Origin of the sequence: Parapusillimonas sp. JC17, from assembly GCF_052180245.1 — a bacterium.
In the GTDB taxonomy this organism is placed as follows: domain Bacteria; phylum Pseudomonadota; class Gammaproteobacteria; order Burkholderiales; family Burkholderiaceae_B; genus Parapusillimonas.
Genome location: NZ_CP197474.1, coordinates 4,594,075 through 4,606,063, shown reverse-complemented (window position 1 = coordinate 4,606,063; position 11,989 = coordinate 4,594,075). Strand labels below are relative to the sequence as shown.

At 62.1% G+C, this 11,989-nt stretch carries 11 protein-coding genes; all 11 read left to right on the top strand.

Features of this window, described 5'->3' with window-relative positions; translation table 11 throughout:
• The first annotated feature begins 140 nt into the window (after window positions 1–140).
• The 11 genes from ACSBPU_RS22040 to fghA all read left to right on the top strand — a co-directional run bounded on the left by ACSBPU_RS22040 (window position 141) and on the right by fghA (window position 11,904).
• Window positions 141–1,337: an aminotransferase class I/II-fold pyridoxal phosphate-dependent enzyme gene (locus tag ACSBPU_RS22040; protein WP_180068622.1), complete on the top strand. Its 1,197-nt coding sequence runs from the start codon at window positions 141–143 to the stop codon at window positions 1,335–1,337.
• 45 nt (window positions 1,338–1,382) lie between these two features.
• Window positions 1,383–2,321, top strand: coding sequence for a 4-hydroxybenzoate octaprenyltransferase (ubiA, locus tag ACSBPU_RS22035; protein WP_442598485.1), 939 nt, complete (start codon window positions 1,383–1,385; stop codon window positions 2,319–2,321).
• 182 nt (window positions 2,322–2,503) lie between these two features.
• On the top strand, window positions 2,504–3,784 hold the full coding sequence (locus ACSBPU_RS22030) for a putative Na+/H+ antiporter (RefSeq protein ID WP_442594239.1): 1,281 nt from the start codon (window positions 2,504–2,506) through the stop codon (window positions 3,782–3,784).
• A 210-nt stretch (window positions 3,785–3,994) separates the two neighbouring features.
• Window positions 3,995–4,276 carry an FmdB family zinc ribbon protein gene (locus ACSBPU_RS22025; protein ID WP_180068627.1) on the top strand — a complete coding sequence of 94 codons (282 nt, stop codon included), beginning with the start codon at window positions 3,995–3,997 and terminating at the stop codon, window positions 4,274–4,276.
• Between the two features lie 13 nt (window positions 4,277–4,289).
• The gene (locus ACSBPU_RS22020; RefSeq protein WP_180068629.1) at window positions 4,290–4,985 is read left to right on the top strand and encodes a DUF502 domain-containing protein; all 696 of its coding nucleotides are present in this window, start codon (window positions 4,290–4,292) and stop codon (window positions 4,983–4,985) included.
• Window positions 4,986–5,048: 63 nt separating this feature from the next.
• Window positions 5,049–6,839 (top strand): aspartate--tRNA ligase, encoded by a 1,791-nt coding sequence (aspS, locus tag ACSBPU_RS22015; protein ID WP_442594236.1) that lies wholly within the window; start codon window positions 5,049–5,051, stop codon window positions 6,837–6,839.
• 27 nt (window positions 6,840–6,866) lie between these two features.
• The gene (locus tag ACSBPU_RS22010) at window positions 6,867–7,724 is read left to right on the top strand and encodes an endonuclease/exonuclease/phosphatase family protein (protein ID WP_180068633.1); all 858 of its coding nucleotides are present in this window, start codon (window positions 6,867–6,869) and stop codon (window positions 7,722–7,724) included.
• The gene (locus ACSBPU_RS22005; RefSeq protein WP_442594234.1) at window positions 7,721–8,572 is read left to right on the top strand and encodes an alpha/beta hydrolase; all 852 of its coding nucleotides are present in this window, start codon (window positions 7,721–7,723) and stop codon (window positions 8,570–8,572) included. Before ACSBPU_RS22010 ends, ACSBPU_RS22005 begins: the two co-directional genes overlap by 4 nt.
• A 30-nt stretch (window positions 8,573–8,602) precedes the next feature.
• Window positions 8,603–9,832: a cardiolipin synthase ClsB gene (gene clsB / locus ACSBPU_RS22000; protein WP_442594232.1), complete on the top strand. Its 1,230-nt coding sequence runs from the start codon at window positions 8,603–8,605 to the stop codon at window positions 9,830–9,832.
• 84 nt (window positions 9,833–9,916) lie between these two features.
• Complete coding sequence (locus ACSBPU_RS21995; RefSeq protein WP_442594230.1) at window positions 9,917–11,023, top strand: S-(hydroxymethyl)glutathione dehydrogenase/class III alcohol dehydrogenase; 1,107 nt, start codon at window positions 9,917–9,919, stop codon at window positions 11,021–11,023.
• A 23-nt stretch (window positions 11,024–11,046) separates the two neighbouring features.
• Window positions 11,047–11,904 carry an S-formylglutathione hydrolase gene (gene fghA, locus ACSBPU_RS21990; RefSeq protein WP_442594228.1) on the top strand — a complete coding sequence of 286 codons (858 nt, stop codon included), beginning with the start codon at window positions 11,047–11,049 and terminating at the stop codon, window positions 11,902–11,904.
• Window positions 11,905–11,989 lie beyond the last annotated feature (85 nt).

The following is an 11,989-nucleotide window of genomic DNA, read 5'->3' as shown; positions in this document are numbered from 1 at the left end:
CGGTGTAGGATTGGCATGCTCTTTTTCCTTGTTTTGGTGGCTCATACGCAACGTGCGGCGCGATCAGCGCCGTAAGGACTAATTTGCGGTAATCTAAAGAGTTAGCAATCTTTGCTCTTTATCGGGAATTTTCAGAAACCATGGATTCGTACACCCATCCTTATACTTTTTCGCAACGCGCGCAGCAGCTGACCAGTTCGACGATCCGGGAAATCCTGAAAGTCACCGAGCGGCCCGAAATTATCTCTTTTGCGGGCGGGTTGCCCGCGCCGCAAGGTTTTCCCGTCGACGTCATCAACGATGCGTTTGCCCGCGTGCTGGCCCAGAACGGCCGGTCGGCGCTTCAATACGGCCCCACCGAAGGGTATGCACCGCTGCGCGCCTGGGTGGCGGAAGACCTGAAGCGAGTCGGGGCAGATGTGTCGCCCGATGAAATCCTCATCGTGTCCGGCTCGCAGCAAGCGCTCGACATGCTGGGCAAGCTGTTCATCGACCCGGGCAGCAAAGTGCTGGTCGAGGCGCCCAGCTACCTGGGTGCGCTGCAGTCCTTTTCCCTGTTCGAACCCACCTACGTGGCCGTGCCCACCGACGAAGGCGGCCTGATTCCCGAAGGCCTGACTGCCGAAAGCGCGGCCGGCGCGCGGTTCATCTACGCGCTGCCCAATTTCCAGAATCCCACCGGGCTTACGCTCAGTCTCGAACGCCGGCGCGCCTTGGCGGAGCGCTGTGCGGCGCTGCAGATTCCCATCATCGAAGACGACCCCTATGGCGAACTCCGCTACGCCGGCGAAGCCTTGCCCGGCCTGCTGGGCATCGGACGCGAGGTGGGCGCCACCGTCATCCGGTTGGGCACCTTCTCCAAGGTGCTGGCGCCGGGCCTGAGGCTGGGTTATATCGCCGCGCCCCGTCACATCATAGCCAAGCTGGTGCAAATCAAACAGGCCACCGATCTGCACACGGCCACCCTGACCCAGATGGCGGTATATGAAACCATCAAGGGCGGCTTCCTGACCCAGCATCTGCCCATGGTGCGCGAGTTGTACAAGCAGCAGTGCGGCTACATGCTGGACGCGATGGCCGAACATTTTCCGTCGACCGCAAGCTGGACACGCCCCGAAGGCGGTATGTTCATCTGGGTGACCTTGCCGGAGCATATCGACGGCACCAAGCTGCTGGCACGCGCCATCGAACGCAACGTGGCCTTCGTGCCCGGCGAACCCTTCTATGCGGGGGCGGGCGGCAAGTCCAACACCTTGCGCCTGAGCTTCGTTACCGTGCCCGAGGAAAAGATCCGCGCCGGTATTGCCATACTGGGGCAACTGATCAAGGAAAGCTGATCCGAGATGGCGTCACCCAAGTCCGGATCCCCGCAACCCGAACACATGGGCGAACTGCTCGAGCCGGCTGCGCCCGGCACTCCCGATCTGGCCGACATGCGGCCGGACGACTGGGTCGAGCGCTGGCTGCCCCGTTCGTGGGGGCCCTACGCGCGGCTGTGCCGCCTGGATCGGCCGGTGGGCACATGGCTGACGCTGCTGCCCTGCCTGGCCGCGCTCGTGCAAGCCGCGGACGGCTGGCCCACTTTGTTCCGGCTGTTCATTTTTTCGCTGGGCGCGTTGCTGATGCGCGGCATCGGGTGCTGCTTCAACGACATCTTCGATCGCGATATCGACAAGATGGTCGAGCGCACGCGTTTCCGGCCACTGACCAGCGGGCAACTCAGCCTGCGTAACGCCCTATGGTTCGTGCTGGCGCAACTGGCGGTCTGCGCCTTGCTGCTGCTGGCGCTGAACGAATACAGCCGATGGCTTGCCGTCGCCCTGGTGCCCATCGTGATCGTGTACCCGCTATGCAAGCGTTTTACCTACTGGCCGCAGGTGGTGCTGGGCATAGGGTTCAACTGGGGCATGCTCATGGCCTGGTCCGACACGCAGAACACCGTTCCCCTGGCAGCGATCGCACTGTGGCTGGGCGCCGTGCTGTGGCAGGTCGGCTATGACTCCATCTATGCATACGTCGATGTCCGCGATGATCTCAAGCTGGGCCTGCATTCCACCGCCATGCGATTCGCCGACAAAGGCAAGATCTGGATCAGCGGGTTCTATATTGCGACGATCGTGCTGTGGGTGGCGGGCGGCTGGTCCATGGGCATGGATTGGCCTTATTACGTGGTCATGGCAGCGATCGCGGGCCATTTCATCTGGCAGATGAGGGTCTTCAGCCTGGCGCACCCCGACCGCAACTTCATGCTTTTCCGTGCCAATATGGCTGTGGGCGTGCTCCTGCTGGTCGCCGCTCTTGCCGGCACCGTGCTGGTGTAGGGGTCAGACCCCGTACGGGGTCTGACCCCAGAACCCATCGCCCGAGGGGTCAGACCCCACATGGGGTCTGACCCCAAAAGTCGTCGGCCGAAGGGGACAGACCCCGTATGGGGTCTGTCCCCATGGATCTTTTTCCGCACAGCATGCGACAATCTACGCCGTTTCTTCCATAAGACAAACGAATGACCAGCTTCCTAGAATATCTGGCGACGGCGCTTTTTGCGATCGCCATCATCCATACCTTTTCGGTGCCCGTTTTTGCCCGCCTGGCCAATCGGGGCGGGGCGCATGCCGGGCTTTGGCATCTGTTGTCGGAAGTCGAGGCGGTATTCGGCGTGTGGGCCTGCGTGCTGCTTGCCGTGATGGCGCTGCTGTCGGGTGTAGGCGAGACGGTCACTTACATTGACACGCGCAATTTCACGGAACCGGCGTTCGTGTTTGCCATCATGGTGGTGGCGGCCAGCAGACCCATCCTGGAACTCGTCGGCAAGCTGGTGCGCTTGATCGCGCAGGCGCTGCCCATGAAACGCGAGCTGGCCATGTACTTCGTCATCATGTCCGTGGTGCCGCTGACTGGCTCGCTCATCACGGAACCGGCCGCCATGACGCTTGCGGCCCTGCTGCTGCGCGACGCCTATTTCGGCCGCAGCGAACAGGCGGGCTTCAAGTACCTGACCATAGGCGTGCTGTTCGTGAACATTTCCATCGGCGGCGTACTCACCGCCTATGCCGCACCGCCCGTGCTCATGGTGGCACAAACCTTCGGTTGGGACTCCGCCTACATGGCAACGCATTTCGGCTGGCGCGCGGTCGCCGCCGTGTTCATCAACGCAGGCGTGCTGACCTTGGTATGCAGCAAGCACCTAGTTGACGGCAGCATAGGCGCGAGCCCTGTGCAAGAGGCCGCCGATCGGCGCGCGCCGGTGCCCTGGATCGTCATCACGATTCACACCATCTTTCTGATCGGCGTCGTCCTGTCCGCCCATCATCCGGTGATTTTCCTGGGCTTTCTCATGCTGTTCATCGGTTATGCGCATGCGTACAAGCGCCATCAGAATCCGCTGCTGATACGGGAAGGCCTGATGGTGGGCTTTTTCCTTGCGGGGCTGGTCGTGCTGGGCGGTTTGCAGAAATGGTGGCTGCAGGATCTTCTGGCCGGCCTCTCGCCCATTGTCCTGTACTGGGGGGCGACCGCCCTGACCGCGGTCACCGATAATGCGGCGCTCACGTATCTAGGTTCTCTGGTGGAAGGCACGAGCGAACTCTGGCGCTATATGCTGGTGGCGGGGGCCGTGACCGGGGGCGGCTTGACCGTGATCGCCAACGCGCCGAACCCGGCCGGCTTCGCCATCCTGAAGGGTTGTTTCCCGGATGGCGCGATTTCGCCCTTGAAGTTGCTGCTCGCAGCGGCGGTGCCTACGCTGGTGGCGGCGGCCATGTTCATGCTGCCCAACTCTTTCTAGGGCCGGCAAGCCCAGGGGGTCAGACCCCGTACGGGGTCTGACCCCAGAACCCACCGCCCGAGGGGTCAGACCACATGTGGTCTGACCCCGCCACCGGTTTGCGCGTCCATCCGGAGCGGACAACGGGCGCCATGGGTGCATTGTGGGTATTTACGGGCAAAAGCGGCTAAAATTAGGCGTTTTTGTCGTACCTTTTCGTGGAACTTCGTCGTGCCTATTTACGCCTACAAGTGCAGCGCTTGCGGACACGCGCAGGACGTCCTGCAAAAAATATCCGATCCCCTGCTTACCGTTTGTCCTGAATGCAATCAGGACACCTATTCCAAACAAGTGACGGCGGCCGGTTTCCAGCTCAAGGGGTCGGGCTGGTATGTGACCGACTTCCGGAACGGAAGCGCCAGCGGGGCGGGTGCGGCACCGGCCGCGGCCTCCGGCGGCGACAGCGCCGCCAAGCCGGCGGAACCCGCCGCGGCGAGTCCGGCGTCCGCCTGATCTCAAGGCACGCATGCGTTTTTTCAAGCGATATTTCATCACCGGGCTGCTGATCTGGATTCCCCTGGTCATCACCATCTGGGTGATCGCGCTGTTGATCAGCACGCTTGAAAGCGTGGTGCCGCCCTTTCTCACCTCCCAGTCGCTGTTCGGCTTTCGCATCCCGGGTTTCCAGTTGCTGCTGGTCCTCGGGGTGGTGCTGCTGACCGGCTTGCTGGGCGCCAATTTCATCGGCGCCGCCCTGGTCGAACGCTGGGAGCAGCTTCTTGGGCGTATCCCCCTGGTGCGATCGATTTATAATTCGGTCAAGCAGGTCAGCGACACGGTGCTTGCGCCGGGTGGGCAAGCATTCCGCGAAGCCGTCCTGATCCAGTACCCTCGGCAGGGCGCCTGGACCATTGCCTTTCTTACCGGCGCGCCCAGCGGCGAGGTTGCCGAGAAACTGGCGGGCGACTATGTCAGTGTGTACGTGCCGACCACGCCCAACCCGACATCCGGTTTTTTCCTCATGCTGCCCCGGGACGACGTCCAGGTGCTCGACATGAGCGTCGATGCAGCACTGAAGTACATAGTTTCCATGGGCGTCGTAGCGCCCGTTTCTGTCAAAGGGCTCGAAGCCGGGCATGAAGCGGTGTCCATCGTCGACGCCGCCCAGCGTATCGACGAGGTCTCCCCGCGCCGGGAAGACGACGAGGCGGGCGGGCGCTGAGGCCCTGGCAGTAAGCTTTTTAATTTTAGAATTTCGGCATTTTTACATACGGAGTAATCCTTGATGCGTACCTGCTATACCGGCGAGGTCAGTAAAGAACATCTTGACCAGACAGTGACCTTGTTTGGCTGGGTCCATCGTCGCCGCGACCACGGCGGTGTGATTTTCATCGACCTGCGCGATCGGGCCGGTCTTGCCCAGGTCGTGGTCGACCCGGACAACGTCAAGGCCTTCGCGACTGCGGAAGACATACGCAACGAGTATTGCGTGCGCATCACCGGCCTGGTGCGACTGCGTCCCGAAGGGACCAGCAACCCGGAGCTCAAGTCCGGCGAAATCGAAGTCCTGTGCCGCGAAATCGAGGTCCTGAATCCGTCCGTGACGCCTCCGTTCCAGCTCGACGATGATAATCTGTCAGAGACCACCCGGTTGACGCACCGTGTGCTGGACCTGCGCCGCCCGCAGATGCAGCACAATCTGATGCTGCGCTACCGTGTGTCCATCGAAGTGCGCAAATACCTGGATCAACTGGGGTTCATCGATATCGAGACACCCATGCTGACCAAGAGCACGCCGGAAGGCGCGCGCGACTACCTGGTTCCGTCCCGCGTCAATGAGGGCCAGTTCTTCGCCCTGCCCCAATCGCCGCAGCTGTTCAAGCAGATGCTCATGGTCTCGGGCTTCGACCGCTACTACCAGATCACCAAGTGCTTCCGCGACGAAGACTTGCGCGCGGACCGCCAACCGGAATTCACGCAGATCGATTGCGAAACCTCCTTCCTCAGCGAAGAGCAGATCCGTGAAATCTTCGAGGGCATGATCCGCCATGTGTTCTCGACCGTCCAGAGCGTCGAACTGCCGAAGCTGTTCCCCACCATGACCTGGGGCGAGGCCATGCAGCGCTATGGATCCGACAAACCCGACCTGCGCGTCAAGCTCGAATTCGTCGATGTCGGCGATCTGATGCAGGACGTCGAGTTCAAGGTGTTCTCCGCACCGGCCAATGATCCTGCCAGCCGCGTGGTTGCCTTGCGCATTCCCGGCGGCGCCGGCATGCCTCGCAGCGAAATCGACGCCTACACCAAGTTCGTGGGCATCTACGGCGCCAAAGGCTTGGCGTACATCAAAGTGAACGATGCCGCCTCCGTCCCCGACGGCCTGCAATCGCCCATCGTCAAGAACATCCACGTCGATGCGCTGACCAAGCTCATCGAGCGCACCGGCGCGCAAAGCGGCGACCTGATCTTCTTCGGCGCGGACAAGGCCAAGGTCGTCAACGACGCCATCGGCGCATTGCGCGTCAAGATCGGCCATAGCGAGTTCGGCAAGGAAAACGGCTTGTTCGAAGCCGGCTGGAAGCCCTTGTGGGTCATCGACTTCCCCATGTTCGAGTACGACGAGGAAGAAGGCCGTTATTTCGCCGCGCACCATCCCTTTACCAGCCCCAAGGACGGCCACGAAGACCTGCTGGGCACCGACCCCGCCGCAGCGCTGGCCAAGGCTTACGACCTGGTGCTCAACGGCTGGGAAGTCGGCGGTGGTTCGGTGCGTATCCATCGCGCCGAAATCCAGAGCAAGGTGTTCAGCGCGCTCAATATCGGCGAAGAAGAGGCGCGCAACAAGTTCGGCTTCCTGCTGGATGCCTTGCAGTACGGCGCGCCTCCCCATGGCGGCGTGGCCTTTGGCCTGGACCGCCTGGTGACCATGATGGCCGGAGCGGAGTCCATCCGCGACGTCATCGCTTTCCCCAAGACACAGCGCGCCCAGTGCCTGCTGACGCAAGCGCCATCGCCGGTCGACGAAAAGCAGCTGCGCGAATTGCATATCCGATTGCGCAATACCGAGGTAAAGTAAGGGAAGCAATCACGCAGGGAGGGCGCAGTGTCCGTCATACGGGTCGTCAGCTACAACATTCACAAAGGCCGCTCAGCCATGGGCAGCCGGGAATCGTTGGCGGATTTGCGGCTCGGCTTGTACGGACTGCGCCCCGATCTCCTGTTTCTGCAAGAGGTCCAGGGCCGTAACGAGCAGCGCATCAGCCTGGATGCGCAACACGAGTTCCTCAGCGCCGCGCTCGACATGGAAGCCTGCTACGGCTGCAATGCCGTGCGCCAGCAGACGGATCACGGCAATGCCCTGCTGTCGCGCTACCCAATCCTCCAGCACGAAAACCAGGACATCTCCGATCACAGGCTGGAACAGCGCGGCCTGCTGCATGCCGTGATCGAAGTCCAGGGTGTGCCCGTGCATTGCCTGGTCGTGCATCTCGGCCTTTTTGCAGGCGGCCGTTCGCGCCAGGTTGCGGCCTTGGTCGAACGCATCAAGCGCCTTGTGCCCGAAGAAGAGCCCATGCTCATCGCGGGCGACTTCAATGACTGGAGCAACCGCCTTGCGCCCTTGTTCGTGCAGCAATTGAGCCTGTACGAGGTATTTGCCATTGCGCCGCCTGACTCCATCGGACCCCGGCGCCTGCTTGGCAAGATGAACCGCCTGCGCGAAACGCTGCGCTATGGCACGAAGCCGGAACAACTGGCACAACGAATCCATGAACTGGGCAACAACGGCGCGGCCCGCATGACGCCGCCGCCGCGTACTTTCCCCGCTGCATTCCCGTGGCTGCGGCTGGATCGCATCTACCAGCGCGGTTTTGCCGTGCGGAAGGCCCGGGTCCTGCAAGGCGCGCCATGGAAGCAGATTTCCGATCATGCCCCGCTGTTCGCGGAACTCGAACTCCCATGACGGCGGACACGCTCGACCCCTACCTGGATAAACAGTACAACGCCCGGGCATCGGTGCCCGATTGCCTGCCTTTCCTGAAGGAGTATGCCGACTTCAGCGCGCTGGCCAGGAAGCAGCTGCGGGGCGAACTTTCCGTGCCCTATGGCGCGCATCCCGACGAAACGCTGGATATCTTCCCCGCGCAGCGATCGAAGGCGCCGGTTTACCTGTTCATACACGGAGGATACTGGCGGGCTTTGTCCAAGGACGACTCGTCGTTCATGGCCCCGGCGTTCACGCAGGCGGGCGCGCTGGTGGTGTCGATCAATTACTCGCTTGCACCCGCCGTGCCGGTAGCTCATATCGTCCAGCAATGCCGCCGTGCGCTGGCCTGGGTGTATCGGAATATCCATCGCTACGGCGGTGATCCGGAGCGCATCCACGTAAGCGGCAGCTCGGCGGGCGGACATCTGGCCGGCATGCTGCTGGCCGGCGGCTGGCAGCACGGCGCTGACTTTCCGGATGGCGTCATCCAAAGCGCCAGCCCGATCAGCGGTTTGTTCGATCTGCGGCCTTTGCTGCATACCCACGTCAATGCCTGGACCGCTTTTGATTTCGATACGGCCACGCTGGCCAGCCCGCTTTTTCATCTTCCCAAACGTCCATGTCCCATTCTGCTGGCCTGGGGCGAGCATGAAACCGACGAGTTCAAGCGGCAAAGCCGGATCTACGCCGCCGCATGCCGGGAGGCCGGCTGCAGCGTCCAGATGCTGGAAGTCGCGGGCGTGAACCACTTCAATATCCTGATGCAACTGAGAGACCCCGCGAGTCCCCTGTGCGAAGCCATCCTGGGGTCGATGGGCTTATAGTTCCGGGCATGGCCGCAAGGAGAGGACAGCATGGCCCAGAAAGATCAGCGCCTGAGTTGGCATGAAGACAACAAGATCGACTTGCTGCACAACGGGGGCGAATTCTTCCCGTCCCTGTGCGCCGCCATAGACGGGGCGCGGCGTAGCGTTCACCTGGAAACCTATATCTTCTGCCTCGATCGCACCGGCTTGAAAGTGCTCGATCACCTGAGCAAGGCCTGCGAACGCGGCATCAAGGTAAGAGTGGTCATCGACGGATTCGGCAGCTCCGAACATGCGCTCGACATCGCGGGCAGGCTGGCCCGGATGGGCGCGCAGTATCGCATTTACCGGCCTGAGCCCCAGGGCTTGCGCGCCATGAGGATAGACCCGAGACGGCTGCGCCGCCTGCACCGTAAAACGGCGGTGGTGGACAATGAAATCGGCTTCGTGGGCGGCATCAATATTCTGGACGACTACGAGGATGTGCCGGATGACGGTGCCGGCCCGCTTCCCCGCTTCGATTTCGCCGTCAGGCTGGAAGGACCCATCGTCGCCGACGTCGCCCGGGCCCAGCGTGCCCTGTGGCTGCGCATGGCATGGCGGCGCCGTGATGATTGGGCGGCGTTCTATCAGCGGTTGAAGAACTGGGGAGAATGGCGCAGGGCGCGGATCGTGAAGCCCATGGCGCGGTTCAGTCCCGGCAGGCGCGCGGCATTCCTTCTGCGCGATAACGTCCGGTTTCGGCAGACCATCGAAAACGTATATCTTGCCACCTTGTCCAAGGCCCGGCACGATATCCTGATCGCCAATGCCTATTTCTTTCCGGGCCGGCGCCTGCGCAAAGCCCTGGAAGAGGCTGCGCGCAGGGGCGTGCGCGTGCGGTTGCTGCTGCAGGGGCGCTCCGAATATCCGTTGCAGTACCGGGCCTGCCGCTATATGTACTGCAAGCTCATTGACGACGGCATCGAGCTGTACGAATACATGGCCAGCTATCTGCACGCCAAAGTGGCGGTCATGGACAACTGCGCCATGGTCGGGTCGTCGAACCTGGACCCCTTCAGCCTCCTGCTGGCGCGCGAGGGCAATGTATACGTGCAGGATTCGTCTTTCGCCGAAGAGCTCACCGAGGCGCTGGAAATGGAGATGCGGCAGAACTCGAGGCAGGTCCATGAAGAAGACCTGCAACGCCGGGGAAGGCTGGGCCGGTGGATCGATGCATTTTCCTACTTCATGTTGCGTGTTGGCGTGGCCATCACCGGAAAATCGTCGGAATACTGACATCGTCGTTTATCGTTTAACATCCCCCTGTCATGGCGGCCCGCAGGGCTGCCAGCATGTTCAATCTGCAATCAGGAGCACGGTATGAAAACGAAAGCAGCAATTGCCTGGAAGGCGGGCGAGCCGTTGACCATCGAGGACGTCGAGCTGGCGGGCCCGAAGGCCGGAGAGGTACTGGTCGAGATCAAAGCCACGGGTATCTGCCATACCGACTACTACACCCTGTCGGGCGCGGATCCCGAAGGCATCTTTCCCGCCATCCTGGGGCACGAAGGCGCGGGCGTCGTGCTCGAGGCCGGCCCTGGCGTCACTTCCTTGAAACCGGGCGACCACGTCATTCCGCTCTATACGCCGGAATGCCGCCAGTGCAAATCCTGCCTGTCGCGCAAGACCAATCTGTGTACGGCCATACGCGCCACACAGGGCAAGGGCCTGATGCCCGACGGCACCTCGCGCTTCACCGTGGGCGGCAAGCCGGTCCATCACTACATGGGCACGTCAACGTTTTCCAATCACATTGTGGTTCCCGAGATCGCTCTGGCCAAGATCCGCAATGACGCGCCCTTCGACAAGGTGTGCTACATAGGTTGCGGCGTGACCACCGGCCTCGGCGCCGTCCTTTTCACGGCCAAGGTGGAGGCCGGCGCCAACGTGGTCGTATTCGGCCTGGGCGGAATCGGGCTGAATGTGATCCAGGGCGCGAAGATGGTGGGCGCCGACAAGATCATCGGCGTGGACATCAACCCTGCCCGTGAAGCCATGGCAAGGCAGTTCGGCATGACCGACTTCGTCAATCCCAACGAAGTCGACAACGTGGTCGACACCATCATCCAGATGACAGACGGCGGAGCGGATTATTCCTTCGAGTGCATCGGCAACACCAAGGTGATGCGTCAGGCGCTCGAATGCTGCCATCGCGGATGGGGCCAGTCCATCATCATCGGCGTGGCCGAAGCGGGCGCCGAGATCTCCACGCGGCCCTTCCAGCTGGTTACGGGGCGCGAGTGGAAAGGCTCCGCGTTCGGCGGCGCCCGCGGCCGTACCGACGTACCCAGGATCGTCGACTGGTATATGGACGGCAAGATCAACATCGACGACCTGATTACGCATACGCTTCCGCTGGAGCAGATCAACGAAGGCTTCGACTTGATGAAGCGCGGCGAGTCCATCCGCTCCGTCGTGGTGTATTGAGTTCATTGTTCAGGAGATTCGACATGTCATCGGATAAGCTGGAACTCCTCAGCGAGCAGCGGTGTTTCGACGGGGTACAGCGTTTCTATCGCCATGATTCCACGGCCATAGGCCTGCCCATGCGGTTTTCGGCATATGTGCCGCCGCAGGCGGCGGAAGGCAGGGTCCCGGTCCTGTTCTTCCTTGCCGGGCTTACATGCACCGAAGAAACCTTCATGATCAAGGCGGGTGCGCAGCGCTTCGCCGCGCAGCATGGCCTGATGCTGGTCGCGCCCGACACCAGCCCGCGCGGCGCCGGCGTGCCCGGCGAAGATGCCGACTGGGATTTCGGAACGGGTGCCGGTTTTTACCTGGATGCCAGCCAGGAGCCCTGGAGCAAACACTACCGCATGGAAAGCTATGTGGTGGAAGAGCTCTTCGGCATTGCGACCCGTGTCCTGCCAGGCGATGGCGCGCGGGTGGGCGTCTTCGGGCACTCCATGGGCGGACATGGCGCGCTGGTACTTGCACAGCGCCATCCCGGCAAGTTCAAGTCGGTGTCCGCCTTCGCACCCATCGCGGCGCCTTCGCGTTGCCCATGGGGCGAGAAAGCATTCTCGGCCTATCTGGGGCCGGATCGCCAGGCATGGGCCGCCTACGATGCGTCTTTGCTGATGGAGCAATCGCAATGCCCCTTCCCGCAAGGCATACTGGTCGACCAGGGCATGGCAGATGGCTTCCTGGAACAGCAGCTGAATCCCAAGGCCTTCGAAATGGCCTGCGCCCAGGCGCAGCAGCCGCTGGTGTTGAGGCGGCACGAAGGCTACGACCACAGCTACTACTTCATCTCGACCTTCATCCAGGACCACATCGACTTCCATGCCGAGCGGCTGAGGGCGTGAGCCTTGGGGTCAGACCCCGTACGGGGTCTGACCCCTTATCCAGAACGAGCGCTTGAGGGCCCGGGGTCAGACCCCAAAAAGCCTT

Bases quoted from the DNA above. Each gene is read 5' to 3' on its own strand.
- clsB (WP_442594232.1), top strand. From the start codon at position 8,603: ATGGCCCAGAAAGATCAGCGCCTGAGTTGGCATGAAGACAACAAGATC.
- ACSBPU_RS22020 (WP_180068629.1), top strand. From the start codon at position 4,290: ATGCGTTTTTTCAAGCGATATTTCATCACCGGGCTGCTGATCTGGATT.
- ACSBPU_RS22030 (WP_442594239.1), top strand. From the start codon at position 2,504: ATGACCAGCTTCCTAGAATATCTGGCGACGGCGCTTTTTGCGATCGCC.
- ACSBPU_RS21995 (WP_442594230.1), top strand. From the start codon at position 9,917: ATGAAAACGAAAGCAGCAATTGCCTGGAAGGCGGGCGAGCCGTTGACC.
- ubiA (WP_442598485.1), top strand. From the start codon at position 1,383: ATGGGCGAACTGCTCGAGCCGGCTGCGCCCGGCACTCCCGATCTGGCC.
- fghA (WP_442594228.1), top strand. From the start codon at position 11,047: ATGTCATCGGATAAGCTGGAACTCCTCAGCGAGCAGCGGTGTTTCGAC.
- aspS (WP_442594236.1), top strand. From the start codon at position 5,049: ATGCGTACCTGCTATACCGGCGAGGTCAGTAAAGAACATCTTGACCAG.
- ACSBPU_RS22005 (WP_442594234.1), top strand. From the start codon at position 7,721: ATGACGGCGGACACGCTCGACCCCTACCTGGATAAACAGTACAACGCC.
- ACSBPU_RS22040 (WP_180068622.1), top strand. From the start codon at position 141: ATGGATTCGTACACCCATCCTTATACTTTTTCGCAACGCGCGCAGCAG.